Source organism: Solitalea agri (genome assembly GCF_023914155.1).
GTDB classification, from domain to species: Bacteria; Bacteroidota; Bacteroidia; order Sphingobacteriales; family Sphingobacteriaceae; genus Solitalea; species Solitalea agri.
In genome coordinates this window covers 85,695-110,680 of sequence record NZ_JAMWYS010000032.1, presented here as the reverse complement: position 1 = coordinate 110,680, position 24,986 = coordinate 85,695, and the positions used below count along the sequence as shown (strand labels likewise).

Annotated in this window: 19 protein-coding genes; 8 read left to right on the top strand and 11 right to left on the bottom strand. The window is 39.4% G+C overall.

Features of this window, described 5'->3' with window-relative positions; translation table 11 throughout:
- The first annotated feature begins 405 nt into the window (after positions 1 to 405).
- Positions 406 to 3,015 carry a TonB-dependent receptor gene (locus tag NF867_RS09850; RefSeq protein ID WP_252587669.1) on the top strand — a complete coding sequence of 870 codons (2,610 nt, stop codon included), beginning with the start codon at positions 406 to 408 and terminating at the stop codon, positions 3,013 to 3,015.
- Between the two features lie 167 nt (positions 3,016 to 3,182).
- On the opposite strand, the gene NF867_RS09845 is transcribed toward NF867_RS09850, so the two are convergent.
- The 3 genes from NF867_RS09845 to NF867_RS09835 all read right to left on the bottom strand — a co-directional run bounded on the left by NF867_RS09845 (position 3,183) and on the right by NF867_RS09835 (position 6,238).
- A complete protein-coding gene (locus tag NF867_RS09845) occupies positions 3,183 to 4,256 on the bottom strand; it encodes an alkane 1-monooxygenase (protein ID WP_252587668.1) in 1,074 nt (357 codons plus the stop codon).
- A 91-nt stretch (positions 4,257 to 4,347) separates the two neighbouring features.
- The gene (locus tag NF867_RS09840) at positions 4,348 to 5,103 is read right to left on the bottom strand and encodes a lytic transglycosylase domain-containing protein (RefSeq protein ID WP_252587667.1); all 756 of its coding nucleotides are present in this window, start codon (positions 5,101 to 5,103) and stop codon (positions 4,348 to 4,350) included.
- Positions 5,104 to 5,311: 208 nt separating this feature from the next.
- Entirely contained in the window at positions 5,312 to 6,238 is a 927-nt protein-coding gene (locus NF867_RS09835) for a lytic transglycosylase domain-containing protein (RefSeq protein ID WP_252587666.1), read from the bottom strand.
- Between the two features lie 357 nt (positions 6,239 to 6,595).
- Here NF867_RS09835 and NF867_RS09830 point away from each other — a divergent pair, with 357 nt between their 5' ends.
- Entirely contained in the window at positions 6,596 to 8,323 is a 1,728-nt protein-coding gene (locus tag NF867_RS09830) for a pseudouridine synthase (protein WP_252587665.1), read from the top strand.
- 69 nt (positions 8,324 to 8,392) lie between these two features.
- Here NF867_RS09830 and bshA read toward each other — a convergent pair whose 3' ends face one another.
- Positions 8,393 to 9,541, bottom strand: a complete 1,149-nt coding sequence (bshA, locus tag NF867_RS09825; RefSeq protein ID WP_252587664.1) for an N-acetyl-alpha-D-glucosaminyl L-malate synthase BshA — start codon at positions 9,539 to 9,541, stop codon at positions 8,393 to 8,395.
- Positions 9,542 to 9,684: 143 nt separating this feature from the next.
- Complete coding sequence (locus tag NF867_RS09820; RefSeq protein WP_252587663.1) at positions 9,685 to 12,624, bottom strand: serine hydrolase domain-containing protein; 2,940 nt, start codon at positions 12,622 to 12,624, stop codon at positions 9,685 to 9,687.
- A 260-nt stretch (positions 12,625 to 12,884) separates the two neighbouring features.
- On the opposite strand from NF867_RS09820, the gene mutL reads away from it, so the two are divergent.
- From mutL to cysS, 5 genes are all read left to right on the top strand, one after another.
- Complete coding sequence (gene mutL / locus NF867_RS09815) at positions 12,885 to 14,750, top strand: DNA mismatch repair endonuclease MutL (protein ID WP_252587662.1); 1,866 nt, start codon at positions 12,885 to 12,887, stop codon at positions 14,748 to 14,750.
- Between the two features lie 120 nt (positions 14,751 to 14,870).
- Positions 14,871 to 15,557 carry a rhomboid family intramembrane serine protease gene (locus tag NF867_RS09810; RefSeq protein WP_252587661.1) on the top strand — a complete coding sequence of 229 codons (687 nt, stop codon included), beginning with the start codon at positions 14,871 to 14,873 and terminating at the stop codon, positions 15,555 to 15,557.
- Between the two features lie 2 nt (positions 15,558 to 15,559).
- Positions 15,560 to 16,453, top strand: a complete 894-nt coding sequence (locus NF867_RS09805; RefSeq protein ID WP_252587660.1) for a rhomboid family protein — start codon at positions 15,560 to 15,562, stop codon at positions 16,451 to 16,453.
- Complete coding sequence (locus NF867_RS09800) at positions 16,450 to 17,562, top strand: endonuclease/exonuclease/phosphatase family protein (RefSeq protein WP_252587659.1); 1,113 nt, start codon at positions 16,450 to 16,452, stop codon at positions 17,560 to 17,562. The genes NF867_RS09805 and NF867_RS09800 overlap by 4 nt, the downstream gene beginning before the upstream one ends.
- A gap of 142 nt (positions 17,563 to 17,704) precedes the next feature.
- Positions 17,705 to 19,165, top strand: a complete 1,461-nt coding sequence (gene cysS / locus NF867_RS09795; RefSeq protein ID WP_252587658.1) for a cysteine--tRNA ligase — start codon at positions 17,705 to 17,707, stop codon at positions 19,163 to 19,165.
- On the opposite strand, the gene NF867_RS09790 is transcribed toward cysS, so the two are convergent.
- Positions 19,162 to 19,848, bottom strand: a complete 687-nt coding sequence (locus NF867_RS09790; RefSeq protein WP_252587657.1) for a hypothetical protein — start codon at positions 19,846 to 19,848, stop codon at positions 19,162 to 19,164. The genes cysS and NF867_RS09790 overlap by 4 nt on opposite strands.
- Positions 19,849 to 19,952: 104 nt before the next feature.
- On the opposite strand from NF867_RS09790, the gene NF867_RS09785 reads away from it, so the two are divergent.
- On the top strand, positions 19,953 to 20,885 hold the full coding sequence (locus NF867_RS09785) for a nuclear transport factor 2 family protein (protein ID WP_252587656.1): 933 nt from the start codon (positions 19,953 to 19,955) through the stop codon (positions 20,883 to 20,885).
- A 1-nt stretch (position 20,886) separates the two neighbouring features.
- Here the strand turns inward: NF867_RS09785 and NF867_RS09780 are convergent, their stop codons facing one another.
- From NF867_RS09780 to gcvH, 5 genes are all read right to left on the bottom strand, one after another.
- The gene (locus NF867_RS09780; protein ID WP_256471386.1) at positions 20,887 to 21,513 is read right to left on the bottom strand and encodes a SprT-like domain-containing protein; all 627 of its coding nucleotides are present in this window, start codon (positions 21,511 to 21,513) and stop codon (positions 20,887 to 20,889) included.
- A 68-nt stretch (positions 21,514 to 21,581) separates the two neighbouring features.
- Positions 21,582 to 23,696 (bottom strand): ferrous iron transport protein B, encoded by a 2,115-nt coding sequence (gene feoB / locus NF867_RS09775; RefSeq protein ID WP_252587655.1) that lies wholly within the window; start codon positions 23,694 to 23,696, stop codon positions 21,582 to 21,584.
- Between the two features lie 12 nt (positions 23,697 to 23,708).
- Positions 23,709 to 23,927: a FeoA family protein gene (locus NF867_RS09770; protein WP_252587654.1), complete on the bottom strand. Its 219-nt coding sequence runs from the start codon at positions 23,925 to 23,927 to the stop codon at positions 23,709 to 23,711.
- A gap of 238 nt (positions 23,928 to 24,165) precedes the next feature.
- Positions 24,166 to 24,573: a VanZ family protein gene (locus NF867_RS09765; protein ID WP_341870042.1), complete on the bottom strand. Its 408-nt coding sequence runs from the start codon at positions 24,571 to 24,573 to the stop codon at positions 24,166 to 24,168.
- Entirely contained in the window at positions 24,566 to 24,946 is a 381-nt protein-coding gene (gcvH, locus tag NF867_RS09760; RefSeq protein ID WP_252587652.1) for a glycine cleavage system protein GcvH, read from the bottom strand. Before gcvH ends, NF867_RS09765 begins: the two co-directional genes overlap by 8 nt.
- Positions 24,947 to 24,986 lie beyond the last annotated feature (40 nt).

Sequence of the window (24,986 nt, the reverse complement as noted above, 5' to 3'; positions counted from 1 at the left end):
TTGGCCCCTCGCTCTTCTAAAAATGGGCATCCTTTTAACTTCGTACGTTCCCCTTCGTACTTTGTACTTTATTACCTCCCCTTTGTACTTTGTACTTCTAACCTTGTACTTTTCTGAAATCTAAAATCCGAAATCTAAATCCCTTGTACTTTGTACTTCTAACCTTGTACTTTTCTGAAATCTAAAATCCGAAATCTAAATCCCTTGTACTTTGTACTTCTAACCTTGTACTTTTCTGAAATCTAAGATCCCAAATCGTACTTTGTACTTTGTACTTCTACCCTTGTACTTCTTTTGTCGACCGTAACCGTATTGTTGCAGACCAACATTAAACCCCTGCGTTTCATATTAATCTATCTTTGAAACTAATCTAGACGACATATCGTGAATTTTAACCTGACATTTTTGAAAAGGACCCTGGGAATCCTTTTAGCAATTATTATAAGTACAGCAACCTTTTCCTTTGCACAAAGCAGCAACAAAGCGCCCACTTCCGGAAAAATTACCGGAAAAGTGATTGATGTTAAAACACTACAGCCATTAGATTTTGTAACCGTTTCATTATTAAAAGCTACCGAAACCGCAGGTTCAAAAGGTACTTATTCAAATGAAAGTGGTGAGTTTTTATTTCAGAAAGTTCCTTTCGGAAGCTATAAGATCACCGTCAGCTTTGTGGGTTATGAAACACTCACAATAAGTAATATTGTTCTTTCAGCAGAGAAGCCTGTAGTTAATTACGATGATTTAAAACTGAAACAAACATCAAACAAACTTAATGAAGTGACTGTAACTGCTCCCCGCAGTCCTTTTCAAGTGGGAACAGAGGGAGTAACCTACAACGTTGAGGAAAGTCTACAAAACTCTGGTGCAACGGCAGTTGAAGCGCTGCAACGCATTCCTTCCGTTCAGGTTGATGCCGAGGGAAAAGTTAGTGTTCGTGGAAGTAGCGATATTAAGGTGTTAGTGGATGGAGAACCTACCGAACTATCTAAAGTTTTAGATATGATCCCGGCCAGCGCCCTTCAAAAGATCGAGGTGTTAACTAATCCATCAGCAAAATACAGTGCTGAAGGCTCAGGAGGGATCATTAACATCGTTACCAAAAACCGTTCAGGATTAAGAGGAAGCAGCTTTACTGTTGGAGCCAATGCCAATACACGTAACCGCTATAGCGGTCGTCTTGGGTATAATTACTTCAACCGCAAGTTCTCCAGCTTTAACAATTATAATTACAGTCCCTACAGCAATTCTACAGCTAGTGAGCTTTACCGCCAAAATTTTGAGCAGGGAGGTGTTAGCTACCTGAATCAGAGTAGTTCAGGGAATGTTAACTCACAAAACCATAATTTCTTTTCAAACAATACGCTAAGGTTTAACACGGCCAACAGCATGAGCTTTAACCTGGCCGTTACCAGCAGTAACAACGATAACATCAATTCATCACTAAACACGTTGATGAATGAAAGCCAGCAGCCATATAAAAACTTCATCAGGGATAACAATTCGAACAGCAATAATTTTACAGCTAAGATTGGTGTGGGCTACAGACATGTTTTCATGCCACAAGGCCAGCAACAAAACTTCGATAGAATGATGAAGATTGGTGATTCCATTGCGCTCAAGGCGGCCAAAAATCCAAAGTTTGCTGATTCAATACGCAACACGATTCAAAACCCTGAAGGTCTGAAGGCAATGGCTCAAAGAGCTGGCATTACTATGCCGGGTGGCCCCGGTGGATCTGGTGGCGGCGGAAGAATGAGAGGTTTCGACTTTCAGAATCAGAAAGAACTTAGAACTGAGTTGAATTTCTCTAGAAATAACATGCAGAACAACAGTGCCTACAATCAGTTCTTCACGTTCCCTCAAGTAGACACTACCTTACAAAGAGCTTATACTAAAAATTACAGTTCAACCATCAACTTTAAAGCCGACCTAAACTGGCCATTTAATAAGAATAAAAGTCGCTTTGAAGCAGGTTTGAGTACTGACATTGGTCTGGATCAGAACCGTTATAATATCGATACCTTAGCCGAGGAGGGTTTTGTGGAAAACAATCTGCTGGCAAATGATTTCAATAAAACAGATATGATCAACTCGGTTTACACACAGTTTACCCATACCACCGGTAAATTCACCTTTGTTGGAGGTTTACGTTTAGAAAACTATCATTTAAATGCAGATCTTATTTCTCGTGATATTGGATTCAACAAACCTTTTTTAACACTGCACCCAAGTTTCAGCACCTTATTTAAGATGGACGATGTGCAAAGCCTGCGCTTTTCGTATAGCAATCGTGTTAACCGTCCTACAATGGACCAGCTCAATCCATACATTAATACCGCTGATCAGTTGAATATTAAGTCCGGCAACTTAAACCTTGAACCTTCACGTGGAAATTCATTTGAATTAGGCTATAACCGATTTACTGCGTTGGGAAGCATTGGTTCCTCTATTTATTATCGCCAAACTGACAATATGATTACCAGCTACACCATTGTAAGAGAACGCGACACCTCTTTTACTTTCTATGAAAATATAGGCGAAAATCGTGCGTACGGAGTTGAGTTAAACGGAAGCATTATGCTATTTGCAGGAAAACTGAATGTAAATGCAGGAGCCAACTTAAATAAAAACAACTTTGTAAATCGCTTACAAAGTCAGCTTAACAGAGACCGTCTGACATTTAACGCCAATGTGGATGCCCGCTTAAACCTGCCACAAAACTGGAACTTTGGGGGAAACATTCGCTATTTCGGCCCGCAAGCCTTTATTCAGGGATATACCGAAGGTTATTTTACAGCTGGAATGGATCTTAGAAAGAGCTTCTTAAACCGTAAGTTAAACTTTACCATCAGCGGTGATGACTTGTTCAATACCCGTAATGCAGCACGTATCACCTCCGCGAGCTTTGTTCAAACCAGTAAAAACCAAACTATCTCCCGTGTAATCCGTTTCGGAATCAATTATAATTTCGGAGGATTTAACCTGGCAGGCGGACCAATGCAAAGACGTTAATTAGAAGTACAAAGTCAGAAGTACAAAGTACAAGGTAGGATTTCGGATTGAAAATTTAAGATACGGAGGGCCCCTTTGTACTTTGTACTTTTCAATTTGTACTTCACCTTTTCCACTTCGTACTTCTTACTTTTTACTCTTCACTTCTTACTTTGTACTTCGTACTTCTAACTTTTAACTTTCCCTTCCCATTCTTCCAGCTTTTTATTCATCACCCTGAACCAAATTGGCGGGATCATGGCTAACAATAACATCCCCGGATAACCGGTTGGCAACTGTGGACTTTCGTCATGATGATCTAAAACCTGATATCTTCTTGCAGGAAAAATATGGTGATCAGAATGTCGCTGCAATTGAAATAAAAAGAAGTTACTTAACAATTGACTGGAATTCCAGCTATGCAAGGTGTTCACCTTTTCATATTTATTAGGAGCAAGTTCCTTGCGCATCAATCCATAATGCTCTATATAATTTACTCCTTCCAATAAGCTAAAGGCAAAAATACTTTGAGCAAAAAAGAAAACCGGCACCTCCCAAACAAAGTCAGCTCTCATCAGGCTAAATACAAGCGTAAATACAGCAGCTAAAACCAATGGTGCCAGTGTTAAACCAAGCATTTCATTAGAAAAACTGAAGGTTGCTTGTCCTTTTTTTGCTAAGCGCTCGTTCTCAATTTTCCAGGCGTGAGAAAAACCCTCAAACACCGAACGCTTCCAAAACCTATAAAAACTTTCATTCTTACGGCTGGTAGCCGGATCAGAAGGAGTACCCACATGCACATGATGTCCACGGTTATGTTCAATATAAAACTGGGTATAACAAACTTCCGAGAGCAGTACTTTCGATAAGAAGCGTTCAGCAGCAGATTTCTTATGTCCGAGTTCATGGGCTACCGTAATTCCTATACCTCCGGTTATAATTCCCATACCTAAGACCATCCCGACCCACTGGAACAAATTCCAATTTGCGAAAGTTACTTCATAACAAGCCCAAATAAGTAATACGGATTGAATCAGCGCCCAAAAGTAGAGTAGAAACAAATAATAGAATTCAGCGGCTACCGAAGGCGGCTCTGCAATATTGGAGGTATCTGTGCCAAGCAGGATATCAATTAGCGGTACAATGAAAAACACAAATATCGGCAGCATAAACAGCCATCCTGTACCTAAATAATATCCGGCAAGCAACAATAAAGGCAGAGAGAAAGCGCAAAAGTAGCCGAGTTTTTTGATCAGTTGCATGTTCTAAAGTAACTAATAAAGCGCAATTCTAAATGCATAAAAAAAGCCGGCAGTTGGTTTACTGCCGGCTTAATAATTTTCAACGCTGTAATTATTTTACAGCTTTCCGTTCCACACTTTTCAGGGATGAATAACCAAATCGTTTCAGAATGTTAGTTACAAACTCAGGGCTGTAGGTGTAAAGGTTACTTAAATTAATTGAATAACCTGCTGTTACAACCTTTGGAGTTTCCTGACTAAATGCATTCACTGGAGTTCTGTTTATGGCTGTCTTAACAGCGATTAATTTGTAAACATAAACAGAGGTTTCCCGATTCAGATTTAACTTAAAGTAGTCATCCTCTTTTTGTTGCTTCGTATGTCGTTGGAGCTTTGTAGACCCAATGTTATACGCTGCAGCTACCATCGTCCAAGATCCAAACTCTCTGTAGAGATCTTTTAAATAACGACAAGCAGCATTTGTTGATTTGATAGGATCGTAACGTTCATCAACGCCGTTTCCTACCGCCAAACCATAGCTTCTTGCTGTGGCCGGCATGAACTGCCAAAAGCCGGCGGCCCCTTTAGAAGAGACGTCAGTGCCAAATTCATAGCCTGACTCGATCACCGGGATGTATTTAAAATCTTGAGGAATCCCGTTTTTGGCGAGAATTGGCTCAATGATCTTAAACCATCGTTTCGCTCTTGCTTTGGCGTCACCAACCTCACGAAGTGAAAGTTTAGTTTGCCGAAGTGTAGCGATGAACCGCTTTTTTACCAAGACATCGTGAAGCGGAATTTCTTCACCGGCGAAGTCTATTTTTGTTTTAACTGCCGTTGTCTTTGCACTTGCTGGTGTTGTGCTCAAGGGCTCCTTGTTAATGGAAAACCCAGAATTAGAATTAAAGAACAATAAATTGATTAGAGCGAACACTATAACACCAGAAGCACACGTAATTAGGTGCTTTCTAATCATAGTTTTTAAAATTTAATACGATCAATAAATCATTGATCGATATTGAAATTTATATTTTACTTACTGGTAGGCGCTCAACATTCATACCAGTTAATATTTTCTAAAGCCAGTTAAATACCTTGCCGGCTTTGGCTATCAATTTCTTTTTTGACCCTAATTGCTTAGGAGTAATTGGATTGACCGCTGGCTTAGGAACTTTCGAACCCGAAGCCGAATTACTTTGGGCTCCCATTCCACTTAGCGCTCCCAAAGTTAACAATCCTATGCTACTAATATCCTGTAGGTTAGCATAACGAACAACAGATGAATTGAAATACGGATCAAAGTCGGCCGCATTTTCTAAAATATGCTTGAATACTAAAACCTTGTAAACATAGTTACCGGTTTCCTTGTTCAACTTCAGATCAAAATAACCATCTTCGTTCTGACGGTCCATTGCTGATTCCAAGGCGTTATGTCCTACATTATAGGCAGCAGCCACCAAGGTCCATGAACCTAAACGCTCATATAAGTCATTCAAATAACGGCAAGCAGCAATAGTAGATTTTTCCAGGTTTTTCCGATCGTCTACTTTTTTGCTCACTCTTAAACCATAAGCTCTGGCGGTTGCAGGCATAAACTGCCAGTAACCCACCGCTCCCGAAACTGAACGGGCGTTTTTTACGAAGCCTGATTCAATTGCCGGAATAAATTTAAAATCTTCGGGAATTCCATATTTGGCCAAAATTGGCTCAATAACTGGAAACCAAGACAAAGATATGGTTTGAAGGTTTTCAATAAAACTTGATGAGATACGTTTATTTAAATTCGTGAGGAATTTTTGATAAACATCATCATTATCAAATGGCACCGCTTCGCCCGAAAAGGTCAGAGCTGATGTCAGATAACTTTGTGAAGTTTTATACTCCGAAGGCTTCATTAAAGCCGAACTGTTTGGATCATCCACTTTGCCGGGCTTCTCTCCGGCCGCAAATAAAGTCCCTGAAAACGCAATCAACAATGCGCACAAACTAAAGTGTTTCTTCATTCCTAATCCTTAATTCCTTTCAGTTGATTAACACTTGGGATGGTTGTTGACACCAGTCCCCCACAAAAATTCAGGGCAAAAGTAAGGCTTATTTTGTTGACTGACAAGCTTTTGCAAGAAAAACACGTTCTCAACCTGTTCTACCAACCCCTTAAAAACAAGCTAAATCGCTGTTTAAAAAATGTAAAGGCTATTTTTGAACCGGTGACTTTTTTTGAAAAAATTTAAAATCAACTTATTCCGAGTGTTGAAAATTAAAAATGTAACTTTGCGACGTTTTACAAAATGAACTCATTGATAATGAGCAAATAACAATTATAGCATTTTGTAAACACTATATATTATAAGATTATAAATATGAAAAGACCAAGGACAAGTCGTGAAGACATTTCCGCTAAACGTGGACAAGGAGAAGGTGCAGCAAGAAGACCAGGCAGACCGGCTGGAACCAGCCGTGATGAAAAGAAACCATACAGCTCTGACAGAAGCGAACGCAAACCATATGGTGCCGGTCGCTCTGATGCACGCAGCTCTTTTAACCCTAATCGTTCCGACGATAGAAAATCATTCGGATCAGACAGGGGCGAACGTAAACCTTACGGCGCAGGCCGTACCGATGATAGAAGATCATCCTACTCAGATAGAGATGAACGTAAAACATTTGGAGACAGAGATCGCAAGCCTTATGGCTCAGATCGTACGGATGACAGAAAATCATTCGGTTCTGACAGAGGCGAGCGTAAACCTTATGGAGCAGGACGTTCTGACGACAGAAAATCATTCGGTTCTGACAGAGGCGAGCGTAAACCTTACGGAGCCGGACGTTCTGATGATAGAAAATCCTTCGGATCTGACAGAGGAGAACGTAAACCTTACGGCACTGGGCGTTCGGATGAGAGAAAATCATTCGGCTCAGACAGAGGAGAGCGTAAACCTTATGGAGCAGGTCGTTCGGACGAGAGAAAATCCTTCGGTTCAGATAGAGGTGAACGTAAACCTTATGGAGCCGGACGTTCTGACGATAGAAAATCATTCGGGTCAGACAGAGGAGAACGCAAACCTTACGGAGAGGGACGTTCAGACGATAGAAAGTCATTCGGTTCTGACAGAGGAGAGCGTAAACCTTATGGAGCAGGCCGTTCGGATGAGAGAAAATCATTCGGTGGAGACCGCGAAAGAGGTGGTGAAGAAAGAAAATCATACGGCCCAAAAAAATTTGAGGGCAGAAAAAGTGATGGCCGCAGCCGTGATTTTAGTGAGCGAGGCTATAACGAGAAACAACATCCTTCTAAAACATTTAAAGACAGAGGCTATAGAGACAGAAAACCTTCAAGCAAAAAGACTGAAGATTTAGATAGCAAAGCCAATCTTGATGAGGTTCGTTTAAACCGCTATATCGCTAATGCAGGTGTATGCTCGCGTCGTAAAGCGGATGAGCTGATTGCATTAGGTGAAATTTCGGTAAACGGACAAGTAGTAACTGAATTAGGTTATAAAGTGCATGTGAGTGACACGGTTCATTTCAATGGGCAATTACTTCGTCGTGAAAAAATGACCTATGTGTTATTAAACAAACCCAAAGATTATATCACTACCACTGACGATCCTCGTGAACGTAAAACAGTAATGGACCTGGTAGAAAAGGCTTCGAGAGAACGTATTTACCCGGTTGGTCGTTTAGATAGAAATACGACAGGCTTGTTGCTATTAACGAATGATGGTGACTTAGCAGAGAAACTGGCTCATCCTAAAAACCAGATCCCTAAAATTTATCAGGCTACCTTAAATAAAAGCTTCAGAAAAGAAGATTTTGAAAAATTGGAAGTCGGTATTGAATTAGAAGATGGATTTATTAAGCCTGATGATTTAGCTTATGTTGAAGGAGCAAGCAAAAAGGAAGTAGGTATCCAGATTCATAGCGGCAAAAACCGTATTGTTCGTCGTATTTTTGAACAAATGGGTTATGAGGTTGAAAAACTTGACCGAGTGGTATATGCTAACTTAACCAAGAAGGATTTACCTCGCGGACGTTGGAGACATTTAACCAAAGAAGAGTTGCTGTTCATCAAGCGCTTGGTAAAATAAGCTGATACACATACACAATAAAAACAAATGGCGACCTAAGAAATTAAGTCGCCATTTTATTTGTTATCATTAGTGCGAAAGAACCGCATGTTTACTCTTCTCAATTATTTCGAGGTAGAACTTTTCATACATTGGCATAATGAAATTGATATCGAACTCTTTTGCTCTTGCAAGCGCCTGCGCTTTAAATTCTTTCAATCGCTCTTCGTCTTCTAAAATATAAATCGCATTCTTAGCCATATCGTCCACGTCTCCCACATTGCTCATAAAGCCGGTTACTCCATGTACATTTAATTCCGGCATTCCTCCTGCATTCGAACAAATAACCGGCACCTGACAGGCCATTGCCTCTAATGCGGCTAAGCCAAAACTTTCGTTCTCCGATGGCATAATGAACAAATCGGAAACAGAGAGGATCTCTTCAACTGCTTCTTGCTTACCTAAAAATCGAACATCGTCACAAATCCCCAGTTGACGGCAAAGTTGCTCGGCATTTACACGTTCCGGACCATCACCTACCATTAGTAATTTTGCAGGAACCACCTTTAGCAATTTGGCGAATACCTCCACCACATCTGTAACGCGCTTTACTTTACGAAAGTTAGAGGTGTGAGTAATAATTTTTTCACCCGATGGAGCAATTGCCTTTTTAAAATGATCGCGCGGCTTTAGGCTGAAGCGACGAAAATCAATAAAGTTGGGAATTACTTTGATATCATTTTCAACTTCAAAATGCAGATAGGTATCCTCTTTTAAATGCTCAGAAACAGAAGTTACCCCATCTGATTGATTAATGGAGAAGGTCACAGCCGGTTTATAAGTAATATCACGACCAACAAGAGTTATATCAGTACCATGCAAGGTGGTTATAAACGGAATGTAAATACCATTTGAAGCAAGAATTTGCTTAGCCATATAAGCGGCCGAAGCATGTGGAATAGCATAGTGAACATGTAAAATATCCAGTTTCTCATATTTAACCACGTCCACCAGCTTACTGGCTAATGCCAATTCATAAGGTGGATAATCGAATAATGGATAATTAGAAACGGAAACCTCATGGTAGAAAAGATTTTCGGAAAAAAAATCGAGCCTTGCCGGCTGATTATAGGTAATAAAATGCACTTTATGGCCTTTTTCGGCCAGAGCCTTCCCTAGCTCGGTGGCAACAACCCCACTTCCCCCAAAGGTAGGGTAACAAACTATCCCGATTTTCATAAATGTATTTTGTCTAAGCTGGTGAATCAACCTTAAATGTTGATTGTTCTAAATTACAGATATTTTATTTATTCGTTATTGGCAAAAGGTTATTGATTTATAAACTAACACCTGATACCAATTACATAAAGAAAAAAAGTGCCTTATTGTTTGGCACTTTTTTCAGCTTTTATAATTGCATCGTATATCACCTGGTGAATTTTGGGGCGAATGCGCATTCCTCCCAACTTATTATTATCCGCATCAGGACAAACCCGATTCGATAGGAAAACATAGATTACTTTGTTTTGAGGATCGGCCCAAACACACGTTCCGGTAAAGCCCGTATGGCCGAAAGTTTCGTTCGACACCTCTATCGCTGTTGCACCAAACGACCGTTCCCTCATACTCACATCGGGCTTATCAAATCCTAAGCCTCGTCTGCTGATATCCGTATTCTGATAGGCAATAAACTTTTTAATAGTTTCCGGCCGGAAGTAACGTAACCCACCATATTCTCCACCGTTCACCAACATCTGCATGAGTACAGCAAGGTCGTTGGCATTGGAGAACAAACCCGCATGACCCGCAACTCCTCCTGCCAAAGCAGCCCCAGGGTCATGAACATCACCCTGCAATAACTGATGACGAAACCATTTATCGTTCTCTGTTGGGATGATACGATCTAAAGGGAGGAAATTCCGAGGACTGTAGGTCATTGTAGTTAAACCCAATGGTTTGTAAAAGTTTTGCTTCACGTAATCCTGCTCTGGTTCTCCACTTACATGCTGAATCACCTGCTGCATAAAATACATGCTAATATCGCTATACTCGTATTTTCCCGGCTTATGTAATGGGGATGCAAACATAGCCGGCAACAACACACGATCGAAATACCCCTTACGGATATAATAGTTTTGCGCCACACGAACCGGAAACGCAGCAGAAGAGTCATACTGATAGTCGGAAGAACTTAAATGGGTACTATATCCAACCATTGGAATTAAGCCAGCCTGGTGGGTCATTAAATTTTTCAGCAATATTCCTGATTTATTGTATCCCCGAGCTTCCGGAACATAGGTTCCAAAAGTCGTATCCACGTCAATTCGGCCTTGTTCATACAAACGCATCACCGAAACCGTTGTAGCTGCAATTTTAGTGATCGAAGCTATATCAAAAACATCACTGGCTTTATCGGCGGTCTTACTATCATATGTATGTGTCCCGAAGGCTTTTTCATAGATCACTTTCCCATCCTTAGCAACCAATACAACACACCCCGGATAAGCTTTCTTATTCACCCCATCCTGGGCAATCGAATCAATTCGAATTAGATCAGATGATTTAAGGCCCACCGCCTCCGGCATGGCATATTCTAAACGGATAGCGTTTGTGGTAATTCCATCTCCCTTCTTAAAACTCGCACCAACAGTTACCGGGAGCTTTCCCGAAACACCAATGCCGCCAAAAATAGCCTGAGCAACCAGGCTTCGGGCATTTGGATTATCATCATATCCAACTAAAATAGCCGGTAAATAATCGAAATTAGTGATGCAATACGGGTTACCAAATACTGTAAGAATTACATTGCTGGTTTGACTTAAGCGAACAATCAGTTTTCGTGCATTCTCGGTTATGGCAAAATTATCCTTAACATTAGTATCAATACTATGCAAACCAATAATCACTGTTTGCATTCCAGCTAATTGCTGATAGAGCTTTTCATACTCCGAACTTTCATCACCAAGCCACACAGAATACTTACTCACCGGAGCATAACGCCCCAAGGTATTCAAAAAGGAGTTATCAAGTTCAGCTCCAATACTTACAGCTGCGATTTTCTGCTTTTCAACATCAATAATTGGCAACAAGTTTCGTTGGTTTCGAACCAATGTTAACGAATTTTTAACCAACTCATAATTCAGGTAACGTGCATCATCCGTTCTTAATTCGGCCGCCACATTTTTTGCAGGTACAAACTTAGTCGCATTTAAACCTGTAATGTATTTTGCGGAAAGAACCTTTCTAACCTTAGTATCGATCTCTGTCCAGGAAATACGTTTTTTAGCGATAGCGTTTTTGATTCCGATTAAGGTAGCAGGGACACTTTCGGGGTTCAATAAAATATCATTACCGGCGATCAATGACTTAATGGCCGACTCAGTAGTCGAGAAGTTGCCATTGGCGCCTTTCATGCTTAAATCGTCGGTAATTACCAAACCCTTAAAGCCCATTTGACTTTTAAGCAACGAAGAGCTTAATATATAAGATTGACTTGCGGGTGTTCCAGATGCATCGATTGCCGGCACGCCTATATGACCCACCATTACTCCCGTCAACCCTGCTAAAATTAATTGCTTATAAGGATAAAGCTCTACTGAATCGAGTGTTGCTTTGCTTCTGAATAATGAAGGCAAGGATTTATGTGAATCATCATCTGTATCTCCATGACCCGGAAAATGCTTAGCGCAGGCTAAAATACCGCCATCCTGAAGGCCCATCATGTATTGAATAGAACGTTTCGCAACTTCACGTTTATCACAGCCAAAAGAACGGGTACTAATTACCGGATTCCACTGATTGCTGTTAATATCTAACACCGGTGAAAAACTCATTTGAGCACCAACTCTACGCAGTTGACGAGCCATTTCTCGTCCAAATTCATAAATAAGCTTTTCGTCATTCAATGCTCCTAGGGTCATTTGCCGAGGAAAACTCATTGTACTATCCAAACGCATGGATAGTCCCCATTCGGCATCCATCGAAATAAATAAAGGAATTGAAGAAATAGACTGGTAGTAATTCACCAAATTAACCTGACGTTGCGGACCACCTTGCGCCATCATTAACCCACCAATATGGTAATACTTGATCAATTCGGTAACGCGACTAACTGATGTTCTGTCGGCGTTGGAGTAGGCTGTAACCATCATTAACTGGCCAATTTTTTGGTCAGGCGTTAAGGTTTTAAAAACAGAATCTACCCAGTGAGAAGAAGAATTTAACTCATTTACCGAAACTTTTGGAGGGGTTTGAGCGTTAGAACAAGCGACTGTTAGGGCCGCCGCAAAAAAGGAAATTACTTGCCAAAAACGCACTGACATCGATTTCAAGGAATATTTAATTGTTAAACCTGAATTTTATACTTTTACGGAAACCATATTCGTAACCGGCAAACTTGGCAACCATTTGATAGTTAGCAATGTAATCTTGCACTTTCATCTATTAAATAGTTGGCCGCAGCAAAACTAAGTATTTTGCCGTAGAGTATATCTCCATATATTGAGATATAAAATCGATTAAGCAAGTTCCAGTCCATCTATTTTAATGGAGTAGCCAACCTGCTAATATTTAAATTCAACACATGTCAGACATCATACAACTATTACCAGATTCGGTAGCCAACCAGATAGCGGCGGGAGAAGTAGTGCAGCGACCGGCATCAGCGGTAAAAGAACTGATTGAAAACGCGGTTGATGCCGGCGCCGGGTCGATAAAACTTATTATAAAGGATGCCGGAAAATCCCTCCTTCAGGTAATTGATGATGGCTGTGGCATGAGCCCAACGGATAGTCGAATGGCTTTTGAACGACATGCTACTTCCAAGATTCGAAAGGCCGAAGACTTATTTGCCATTAGAACCATGGGATTTCGGGGCGAAGCATTAGCATCAATTGCGGCTGTTGCCCAGGTTGAGCTTAAGACCCGTCGTCATGAAGATGAAATAGGGACGCAAATAATTATCGAGGGTTCGGAGATCAAATCGCAGGAAGCATGCAGCTCTAGTCCAGGCACTTCATTTTCAGCTAAAAACCTTTTCTTCAATATCCCGGCGCGTCGTAATTTCTTAAAGAGCAACCCTGTAGAAATGCGGCACATCATTGATGAATTTCAGCGAGTAGCCTTGGCCAATCCGGGCATATTTTTTAGCCTTCATCATGATGGGCAGGAGGTATTTCATCTTCCGAAGGGAACATTAAAGCAGCGTATCGTTCATATTTTCGGTAACAGCTATAATGAACGCCTGGTACCCATGGAGGAACATACGGACATCATTAACATTAAAGGCTTCATCGGAAAACCTGAATATTCTAAGAAAACCCGTGGCGATCAGTTTTTCTTTGTGAACAACCGGTTTATTAAAGATGCATACTTAAATCATGCGGTAACAACAGCTTATGATGAGTTGCTGCCGGCCGATTCTTTTCCGTTTTATGTGCTGTTTATTACTATCGACCCTGTTCATATCGATATCAATGTGCACCCTACTAAAACGGAGATCAAATTCGACAATGAAAAGGTGATCTATGCCATCATACGTTCGGCGGTGAAACGTTCATTAGGTCAGTATAATATTAGCCCGGCTATTGATTTTGATGCGGCACCAAAAAGTACTGCCCTGCGGGATTTCGTACCTTCGGAAGCCTCATTCAAAATGCCGACCATTAACTTCAACCCTGATTTTAATCCATTTGAGCAATCAACTGACCGCACCCCAAGCTCTTCATCGTTTCGTTCTGCACCTCAAAAGGCGAATGTTAACCTTGGTAACTGGGAGCAATTGTATAAAATTGTTCAGGAGGATGAACTTAAACAGGAAGTTCATACTCATCCATTGTTCAGCTTACCGGAAGAAAAGGAAGAAACTCCGAAGTTTAAGCTCAGTGAAAACCACGCGTTTCAGATACATAACAAGTACATTATCTCTCCAATAAAATCGGGATTTATTGTAATTGATCAACAGGCGGCGCACGAAAGAATACTTTATGAACGTTACTTAAATTCATTGGAAACCCATAAGGGTAATAGTCAGCAAAGCTTATTTCCACAAACGCTGGAGCTGGCGCCATCCGACTTTGAACTCCTGAAAGAAATGTTTGAAGAAGTGAAAGCACTGGGGTTTGATATTAGGGAGTTTGGACGAAATTCTGTTGTTGTTGATGGAGCTCCGGCAGACGTTGCAGGAGGCAATGAAGCTCAGTTATTAGAAAACCTTATCGAAAGTTTCAAACAAAACGCAACGGTTTTAAAGTTAAATAAAAGAGATAATCTTGCGCGCTCATTAGCCCGAAATGCTTCTTTAAAAGCCGGAACAGCTCTAAACAAAGATGAAATGAGCTTGTTAATAGATGAGTTGTTTGCCTGCCAGATGCCTAAAGTAGCAGTATCGGGCAAGCCTACATTTATTACGATTGGTTTAGATGAATTATTGAAAAGATTTACTTCCTGATCTTGATGAAATAGCCTTTCATAGAAATAAGATTTCGAATTTATTTGATTAAATTATTGAATATTTAGGTAACTCTTCGGAATACGAGTAATACATTAATTAGAAAATTTTACCCTGCAAATGAGTGAATACAGACCTCCTTCTGCTTTTGGAATGATACCTCCCGTAGTTAAGAATATCTTAATTATTAATGTGATTTGTTTTCTGGCCCAGTTAAATCCTATGATGAATGGATGGCTTACCCATAATGGAGCAGCCTTCTATTTTGATTCCCCCAACTTCAGAATCTGGCAATTATTTACTTACGCTTTCTTACACGGCAGTAGTACGCATTTGTTTTTTAATATGTTCGCTGTATTTGTTTTCGGGCCACCAATTGAAAACTATTTGGGTTCGAAACGGTTTTTAACATATTATATGCTTACGGCAATTGGTGCAATTTTACTTCAATCAATTATTACGGGCTATCAGGTTTATTCAGTTGCAGGAACTTTCTTTCCAATTCATCAGGGGATAGTTTCTGCACAAGAACTCCCCTACCCTCCGGTAATAGGGGCATCAGGAGCTGTATTTGGAATTTTGATTGCATTTGGTATGTTATTTCCTAACATGCTGTTGTATCTTTACTTTTTATTTCCGATTAAAGCTAAATACCTCGTAATAGCATATGGTGCATTTGAATTATTTTATGCAGTTCAGAATAATCCAAATGACAATGTTGCTCATTATGCACACTTGGGTGGCATGCTATTTGGATTCATATTATTAAAAGTTTGGAAAATTCGTAAACCCGGTTCTTACTATTAATCATGAGCTTAGTTGAAGAGTTAAAACAGGTGCTATTCCGTCCGAGACGAAAACTTCATCAGTTTATCGCCATCAACGTTTTCGTCTTTTTTGTGATCAAACTAATCTTTGCCGTTGAGTTTGTCTTTAAACTCCCTATCAATATTTCGGCAAAGGTGGTGGAATATTCTATGCTTCCGGCATCGTTAGATATACTGATCAAACGTCCTTGGACGCTTTTTACCTACATGTTCTTACATACCGATTTTTTTCACCTGCTATTTAATATGATTGGCCTTTATTGGTTTGGACAATTGCTTGAAGAATATCTGGGAGGGAAAAAATTTGCAATAATCTATATTCTTGGCGGTCTAACTGGCGGCTTATTATTTATTGCCTTATATAATTTGTTACCAGCTTATGACCCGTTTGTTGCTAAAGCTCAGGCTTTGGGCGCTTCAGCTGGTGTCTTAGCCATTATTGTCGCAACGGCAACCCTACTGCCTGACTATCAACTTATGGTGTTTTTATTCGGATTGATAAAACTTAAATATATAGCAGTCTTATTTGTTTTACTCGACCTGATAAATATAACCGGTAGCAATGCCGGCGGCCATATTGCTCATTTAGGAGGAGCCATTCTCGGCTTTATTTACATAAAACAGCTGCATAAAGGCCGTGATTTTGGCTCTCCATTTAGTGCCTTAGGCAAAAAAATAGCGAATTTTTTTAAACGAAAACCTAAATTAAAAGTGGCTTATAAAAATACTGGAAACGACCGCAAGAACGTTAAAAAACAAGTAGATAAGCAAGAAATCATTGACCGGATTCTCGACAAGATCTCTAAACATGGCTATGAAGGATTAACCAAAGAAGAGAAAGAAACCTTGTTCAGAGCCAGCCAGGAAAAAGAATGAATCATCTGAAAAAACGTAGTTTAACCCATAAGTTTGTAGTTACCGCTAACTTTGTTGCTGCCGTTTTCTTATTAATTTGTTATTCGGCACCTTTTATTGATCCGGTTTATTTCTGGCCAATCGCTTTTTTTGGATTGGCGTACCCTTTTGTACTACTTATTAATATCCTTTTCTTGTTTTTCTGGCTGTTAATGTGGCGTCGACCGGCATGGCTGTCTTTTATTGTCATTCTAATTGGTCTGCCTTTCCATAAAAACAGTTTCGGATTAAACTTCCCTTACGACATCAATAAAAAACCTGAAAATGCTATCCGCATAATGAGCTATAACACTCATTATTTCAGGCCTATTAATAAAAAAAGCAACGATGACTCAACCAGGCATAAAATTATTGAGGTTATAAAAAATGAACATCCAGATATTTTATGTGTTCAGGAGTTTTATAGTCGCCGCAAAGGTAAATTCAATATAAAAGACAGTATTCTTAAAATTATGGGCACTAGAAATGTGTTTGTAAAAAGAATTATTGGCGATGACTACGAATCAACCGGATTAGCAATATTTTCTAAATACCCAATTCAAAGCAGCAAAGAAATTCCGTTTTCTGGAGTCAAGAGTGATAATACATGTGTTTATGCCGATCTGGAGATAAACGGAAGGATTATTCGTGTATTTAACATCCATCTTCAATCTATTAGCTTCCAACAACAGGATTACGAATATTACCAAAAGGTACGGGATTCATTAAGTACTGATCCGGTTTTAACCCGTCGTATTGCCCGCATGCTAAAAAAAGCATTTGAGCGTCGAAGCATTCAAGCTAAGCTGGTTTCAGAGGCCGTACAAGGCAGCCCCTATCCTGTAATTTTATGTGGCGATTTTAATGACACTCCTTTATCCTATGCATTCCATAAAGTTTCTGAAGGGTTGAACAGTGCTTTTACACAGCGGGGGGTTGGTTTTGGAAAGACCTATGGAGGAGCTTTTCCAAATTTTCAGATTGATTTTATTTTATTCGACAACACTTTTGAGGCAAAAACCTATAAGATCACAGCAAAAAAATTGTCAGATCATTTCCCTATACGAAGCGACATTATCATAAAACAATAAGTGTTATTTGTTAGTTAAATAGCGGAACACATTCATTATTTTTATTGTCATTTCAGCATTTTTGAGAAATTAAACGCTAGTTCGTTGGCATAAAGATTGTTAATTTTGTGTCGTTTCAACCAAGAAGTAAAGTACAACGCTAATGCAGCAATCTCTGAATATTTACAATACGCTCAGTCGGAGCAAAGAAGAATTTAAAGCTATAAATCCTCCGTTTGTAGGAATGTACGTTTGTGGCCCTACAGTTTACAGTGATGTTCATCTCGGTAACTGTCGCACTTTTATTTCTTTTGATATTATTTACAGGTATTTAAGCCATCTAGGTTACAAAGTGCGTTATGTAAGAAATATTACTGATGCAGGACACCTTGAAAGCGATGCCGATGAAGGAGAAGACAAAATCTCTAAAAAAGCAAAACTTGCACAGGTAGAGCCTATGGAAATTGTGCAGAAATACACCGTTGGATTTCGTCAGGTAATGGAAGTATTTAATGCATTACCTCCTAGCATTGAACCTACAGCAACCGGCCATATCATTGAGCAAATTGAAATGACCCGTAAAATGCTCGAAAACGGTTTTGCTTACGAAGTAAATGGCAGCATTTACTTTGATGTTGAGAAATACAATAAAGAGAAAAATTATGGAGCCCTAAGTGGTCGCAATATAGAGGACCTGCTAAATAACACCCGTGAGTTAGGCGGACAGGACGAAAAGCGTGGCCAGTTGGATTTTGCACTATGGATTAAGGCTAAACCTGAGCATTTAATGCAATGGCCTTCGCCATGGGGCATGGGATTCCCGGGCTGGCACCTCGAATGTTCGGCCATGAGCAATAAATATTTAGGAGCCCAATTTGATATTCACGGGGGTGGCATGGACCTGATTCCAACCCATCACACCAATGAAATAGCTCAAAACATTGCCTTCTGCGGAAAACATCCTGCAAATTATTGGATTCACACCAATATGTTAACTGTTAATGGGCAAAAAATGTCGAAATCACTTGGCAATAGCTTTCTACCGCATGAGTTATTTACAGGAGATCATCCTTTATTGGATAAAGGCTATGGACCAATGGTAGTGCGCTTCTTCATGTTACAAGCGCATTATCGAAGCACACTCGATTTTTCTAATGAAGCACTTGACGCTTCGGAAAAGGGCTTTAAACGGATGATGGCTGCTTACGATGTTTTGAAACAACTTACACCATCCGATAGCTCAACTTCTGATATTAATGTGCTTAAAGAAAGGTGCTACAATGCGATGAATGATGATTTTAATACTCCAGTAGCAATAGCTGAACTTTTTGAAGGTGTAAGAATCATCAATTCAGTGAAGGCTGGTACCGAGTCGATTACTGAAACTGATTTAATAACCTTAACAGATCTATTTCAACATTTCTTATTCGACATTTTCGGGCTGTTAACTGAAGAACACGCCACTAATAACGTGGGTAAAGTAATTGACCTTTTGATAGACATAAGAAATAGTGCCAAGGCCAATAAAGACTATTCTACTTCTGATGCTATCAGAAACAAGCTTCTGGAAATTGGGTATCAGTTAAAAGATAGTAAAGAAGGAACAAGCTGGACTACGGTTTAAAACTTTGGGTTAAGGCTGTCATAAAAGATAAGTACATTAGTTAACTGCTCTTTATTATTTATTTTTATTTTATTTAGCTTAATATAATCTTCAACCTGTTGTTGTTTATTAAATGGGATTAACGACAACAGGTTTTTTACATTTTTATCAAGCTTCAACAAAGGCTTATCTTCTTGTTGAAGATATAGCACTTCATAATCAATAAAGGTTTTCTTAGTGGTAGCTTGGGTCATCTCGGAAACATTCATTTCGCTTTTTTTGACATACTTTAGCAGTTTTATGCTACCGTCGTATAAAACTTCGCAAAATACCGGCTCTACCTTTCCGTGATTCTCAAGTTGATATTTCCTGAATTTATATTCAACAATACTGTCTCCAATGGGTTCAAACAATATAAATTCTGAAACTGGTTCGCTAACCAGATATACTCGCTTATTATATAAATATTGCAGTTCATTTGTGAACATATCAAACCTCAAATCAATTGGAGTAACAACACGTCCTTTTGCAGTAGTTATTTTCCCCTTGAGAAAAGTTTCTTTGAAAAAAGGGAGTTTAAGATATAAAACATACTCCTTAGGTGATATGTATGCACCCCCACTTAGCCGATAACCGTCCAAATCTTGGGCAGTTATATTGATAGCAAAAAGAACACACGCCAAAGTAAATGCTACCTTTTTCATATATTCAAAATAGATGATAAATTAATATATGAAATTAATCACATTTCTTGCGAAGTTTTAATCGCTAAGATTATTTTTACTAAAGAAATGTTTAATCATTGAAAATGACGTCTTCAGGCTATTTTAAAATCCTATTTATAGTATTTAATCTACTTTTAACTTTTACAAACGGCTTTAGCCAAAGTGTACCCGATTATATTAAAGAACTGACAGACAGGGAAAAACAATTTGCACAATTGGCTGCTGAGAAAGGCATAAAAGCCTCGTTTATGTCCGTTTTGTATGAAGACGGTATTGTATTCAGACCTGAACCAGTAAATGGCCTGAATTATTTCAAACAACTGCCTGACGGAATTGATGGAATACTCTCATGGGAGCCCGTTTTTGCCGATGTTTCAAATGATCAAACCTTGGGTTATACTACCGGGCCATTCGAATATAAAAATGAAAGCAATGGCGTCACCAATGTAAACTATGGGCAATACGTTTCTATCTGGATTAAACCTAAAAAGAAATGGGAACTAATGGTCGACCTGGGCATAGCACATTCAAAACCTTCCTTTGTTCCTCAATTTGCTTATGCCAACCCGATGACATTTGGCATGAAGCGTTCAACCTTTGATTTTGTGGCTGAAGAACAGCAAAAAAACACAATGGAAGTTTTAAAGGCAACCGATGAGTTATACTGTTCGGCTTTAAATATTAACAAAACAGAAAGCTCTTATAAAGAATATCTGAGTAGAGAAGTACGACTGTTGAGAAACAATTCGCTTCCTATTTTAGGGAAAGCCGCAGCTATGAAATTTTTATTGGATCAAACCGCAATGTACAATTACAAAAGCACAAAGGTGTATGCGGCACCCTCCCGAGATCTTGGCTATACGATTGGCATCGTTGCGATAACCACTTTGGTAAATGACAAACAGGTTGTCAATTCATATAACTATGTGCGTATTTGGCGGAAAGAAAATGCTGGTTATTGGCGGGTGGTATTGGATATTGAAGCACCAATTCCGGCCAAAGAGGAGCAGGAGTAACTTATTCCCCTAGCTTAACAACCTCTGCCAGTGGGTTAAAAAGATACATTCGTTTGGTGCTAAGTTCAAGGCAGCGATAACGCTTTCGAATCAGGTCGAGTTTTTGAAACTTCCGGCCATTAGGAAGCGCGAACAACGCATTAAACGGCAGCTTTTCTACTGTCAACAGATCCTCTTTCTTTTTATCGTAGTTTTTAAGAACCCGCAGCAGATTCATGTCGCTGCAACTGGAGGCGGCAGGATTTTGCATATAAGCTGCTAACGCCGATTCAACATCCCCCGGAAATATCTTCATTTCGAAGAAAGGCTTCATCATTTCCTGAAATGCGGTTTTCCATTCAGCACCATGCGGCTTCACTTTATTTTTATGTCGGTTATAAGTCAACAAATGAGCAAACTCATGAACCAACGTAATTAAAAAAGAATACTGATTAAGATTATAATTAACTGAAATCCGATGGCCCTTACCATCAAACGGATGACGGTAATCTCCCAGTTTAGTGCTTCGGCTTCGGCTGATTTTTAATTCAGCCTGATAATGATCGATCCATTTAACAATTAAAGGAGCAGCCGGAGCAGGTATATATTTTTGAAGAATGCTTACTTTATCCACGTTATTATCTCTCAAGCACTTAAATATCTATCTAAAAAATCGGGCTACAAACGGAAAGAAATCAACAAATGTGATTTGAGGGTTTACTTAAGCAATTGAAACGCAATTAAGCTAGCCACATAAGCCAACACAGTCATGTATGTCAACTGAATCAGGGGCCATTTTATACTTTTTGTTTCACGGTAAACAATCGCTATGGTACTAACACATTGCATGGCAAAGGCATAAAAAAGCATGAGCGAAAAGGCAGTTGCCACAGTAAACACAGGTAGGCCTGTTTCCGGATTTTTAGCCGATGCTAATTTCTGACGTACAGAGACCAGGTCATCTCCTTCTCCTTCCACACTATAAATGGTCGCCATGGTGCCAACAAATACTTCACGAGCTGCAAATGAGGTAATAAGAGCAATACCGATTTTCCAGTCGTAACCTAAAGGTTTTATTACAGGCTCAATTGTTCGACCTAAAATTCCGGCATAAGAAGCTTCCAGTTTCTCTGCACTTTTCTCCTGTTCAAGAAGTTTAGCATTGTTACTCGTTGTTTTCGCTAAGGTTTCATATTTAGTATCAATGGCTTTCATCGAATCCGAAGGACCATAGGTTGAAAGAACCCAAAGAATAACCGAAACAGCAATAATAACCTTCCCTGCTTCGGTGACAAATGTTTTTGCTTTTTCGTACATCTGCAAGCCAATGTGCGACCACCGAGGCATACGATAGATCGGAAGCTCCATGATAAAATAACCACGTTCGCGACTACGAACAATACGCTTCATCACCCAGGCGGCTCCAATGGCGGCAAAAAAGCCAATAAGATACATGCTCAACAAAGCCAGCCCTTGCAGACTTAAAAAACCTAATACTTTAGTTTCAGGAACAACTAATGATATTAAAAGCGTGTAAACAGGTAATCGAGCCGAGCAACTCATTAAGGGAGTTACCAAAATAGTGATAACTCTATCTTTCCAGCTCTCAATAGTACGTGTAGCCATTATAGCCGGAACAGCACAAGCAACACCACTGATTAATGGGACTACTGATTTACCGTTAAGACCAACTTTCCGCATCAACTTATCCATCATAAAGGTGACCCTTGCCATATAGCCGGTGTCTTCTAAAACAGATATGAAGAAGAAAAGAATAACAATTTGAGGCAGGAAAACCAACACTCCACTTAAACCTGCTACAACGCCATTGATCAGCAAATTTGTGAATACGCCGTCAGGAAGTATTTTCGCAAGCCCTTGCTCGATATCTAAAAACAATGTTTCGATAAACGACATTGGATACTCAGCAAAAGTGAAAATAGACTGAAAAACCAGGAAGAGGATGAGAACAAAAATGATTAGTCCAAAGAAACGGTGCGTTAAAACCTTGTCGATTCTATTGCTAAATGTTTCTCCGGCCGCCGACTCATCTTGCTTAACACAATCGAACAATAGATCGTTGATGAAATTATATCGGGCTACAGTTTCTTTAGCCTGATTACTTGAAGAGTGAAACGAATGCTTTTGTTCGAGAGATTCAATAAGGTCACTTTGCTCAGAACTTAAACTCGAGAGGTTTTCATGCTGATGAGCTAATTGGAGCGCTTCATAAGGACTGCTTACTGCAAATTTTTCACTTATCTCTCCAATAAGTTCAGGAGCAAGTTCTTCAACTTTAATCGTTCTTAACTGAGTAGCCACTCGCGTTGCATCAGCAATAGCTTGTTTCAGCTCGTCAACGCCTTTGTTTTGACGGGCGTTTACCGCAACAACTCGTATCCCTAATTTATTTGACAGTTTATTAATATCGATTTTCAGCCCATTACTTTCGGCAACATCAATCATATTGAGCACCAAAATTACCGGGATATTTAAATCGGCAACCTGAGTATAAAGGAGGAGATTACGTTTTAAATTAGAAGCATCAGCAACAACAATAACTAGGTCTGGCCTTAATTTTCCTTTACGATCATATAAAACTTCAAAAGCAATTTGTTCGTCGCGAGATTTGGCATAAAGACTATAAATCCCTGGAAGGTCAATGATTTCAACAGAGTGACCATTGGGAAGCTTTGCATTTCCCGTTTTTTTATCAACGGTAACGCCCGGAAAATTCCCTACTTTTTGGTTTAATCCTGTAAGATCATTAAATAAAGTTGATTTTCCGGTATTAGGATTGCCAATTAAGGCAACTTTCAGTTGTTCACTCACACTATTTTGTCGTTACTTTTTTAACAAAATGGTTGCTGCTTCTTGTTTACGGAGACTAAGTTTGTAGCCGGCAACCGTAATTGCAATTGGATCACCCAGGGGAGCAACCTGCTCAAGTTTCACTTGTTCACCAGGTAAACAACCCATTTCCATTAGCTTCACCGACATTTCCTGATCGGTAAAATCTAGTATGGTGCCACAATCGCCAACAGCTAACTCTGATAAATTCATAACGTAACTCAATCAATAAAACTTGGGCAAGATACCCCTTATTTATAATAATTCCAAGTAAGCACATTTAATGTACCAACGGTATTACAATTATTAATTAAGTCTTTAAAAAATACTGATGAAGATCAGGGCAGAAAGTTATCTAACGCTGTATTTTACCGATGGGCAATGACAACGATTAGCAGCACATGACCCAACTGAAAAAGAAATCAGGGCTAATGCAACAATTAGGGCAGGTTTAAGAAACTTGTTCATATGGTTTGGTTGTTATCTGTTTATAAATATAAAATGGTATTATCCCTAAAGCAGTTCCAATGGCATCGGCAATAAAATCGGACCAGTCGCCTGATCGATATGTAAATACTTTAAGTTGGATCAATTCTATTAATCCTCCGTAAAATAAACAAATAAAAGTGGCAAAAGTTACCGGCAAAAGTTTCAACAACCTAAACCGGGACTGCAGATAAAAGCCGCGCGCCAATAAAAATGTTAAAACAAAGTAAAATACCCCATGCACAAACTTATCGAAATCCTTAAAGAAATATGAAGCCTTCGGCAATTCCGAAGGCTTCATATTACATAATATAAATATGACGATAATCCATATAAGTGCTAAACGCAGCTGCTTAGGAAATATCTTATTCACCAATTTGTTGTTTGTAATCAGCGTCTGAAAGAAGAGAACTTAATTCGCTTGCATCAGCTATTTTAACACGAATCATCCAACCATCGCCATAAGGATCGCTATTTACTAATTCAGGATTTGAATCAAGTTTTGGATTGATTTCCAAAACCTCGGCAGTTACCGGAATAAATAAATCAGAAACAGTTTTAACGGCTTCTACTGTACCAAAAATCTCTCCGTTGTTAACAGTTTGACCAACGGTGTTGATATCAACATAAACGATATCACCTAATTCACGTTGAGCAAAGTCAGTAATGCCAATTACTGCTTCATTTCCTTCAACTTTTACCCATTCGTGATCTTTAGTATACTTTAATTCTGATGGAAAATTCATAAGTGTTAAAATTTTAGTGCTCAAAAGTACAGTTCTTTTT

Bases quoted from the DNA above. Each gene is read 5' to 3' on its own strand.
- NF867_RS09845 (WP_252587668.1), bottom strand. From the start codon at position 4,256: ATGCAACTGATCAAAAAACTCGGCTACTTTTGCGCTTTCTCTCTGCCT.
- NF867_RS09835 (WP_252587666.1), bottom strand. From the start codon at position 6,238: ATGAAGAAACACTTTAGTTTGTGCGCATTGTTGATTGCGTTTTCAGGG.
- NF867_RS09830 (WP_252587665.1), top strand. From the start codon at position 6,596: ATGAAAAGACCAAGGACAAGTCGTGAAGACATTTCCGCTAAACGTGGA.
- bshA (WP_252587664.1), bottom strand. From the start codon at position 9,541: ATGAAAATCGGGATAGTTTGTTACCCTACCTTTGGGGGAAGTGGGGTT.
- NF867_RS09820 (WP_252587663.1), bottom strand. From the start codon at position 12,624: ATGTCAGTGCGTTTTTGGCAAGTAATTTCCTTTTTTGCGGCGGCCCTA.
- mutL (WP_252587662.1), top strand. From the start codon at position 12,885: ATGTCAGACATCATACAACTATTACCAGATTCGGTAGCCAACCAGATA.
- NF867_RS09810 (WP_252587661.1), top strand. From the start codon at position 14,871: ATGAGTGAATACAGACCTCCTTCTGCTTTTGGAATGATACCTCCCGTA.
- NF867_RS09805 (WP_252587660.1), top strand. From the start codon at position 15,560: ATGAGCTTAGTTGAAGAGTTAAAACAGGTGCTATTCCGTCCGAGACGA.
- NF867_RS09800 (WP_252587659.1), top strand. From the start codon at position 16,450: ATGAATCATCTGAAAAAACGTAGTTTAACCCATAAGTTTGTAGTTACC.
- cysS (WP_252587658.1), top strand. From the start codon at position 17,705: ATGCAGCAATCTCTGAATATTTACAATACGCTCAGTCGGAGCAAAGAA.
- NF867_RS09790 (WP_252587657.1), bottom strand. From the start codon at position 19,848: ATGAAAAAGGTAGCATTTACTTTGGCGTGTGTTCTTTTTGCTATCAAT.
- NF867_RS09785 (WP_252587656.1), top strand. From the start codon at position 19,953: ATGACGTCTTCAGGCTATTTTAAAATCCTATTTATAGTATTTAATCTA.
- NF867_RS09770 (WP_252587654.1), bottom strand. From the start codon at position 23,927: ATGAATTTATCAGAGTTAGCTGTTGGCGATTGTGGCACCATACTAGAT.
- gcvH (WP_252587652.1), bottom strand. From the start codon at position 24,946: ATGAATTTTCCATCAGAATTAAAGTATACTAAAGATCACGAATGGGTA.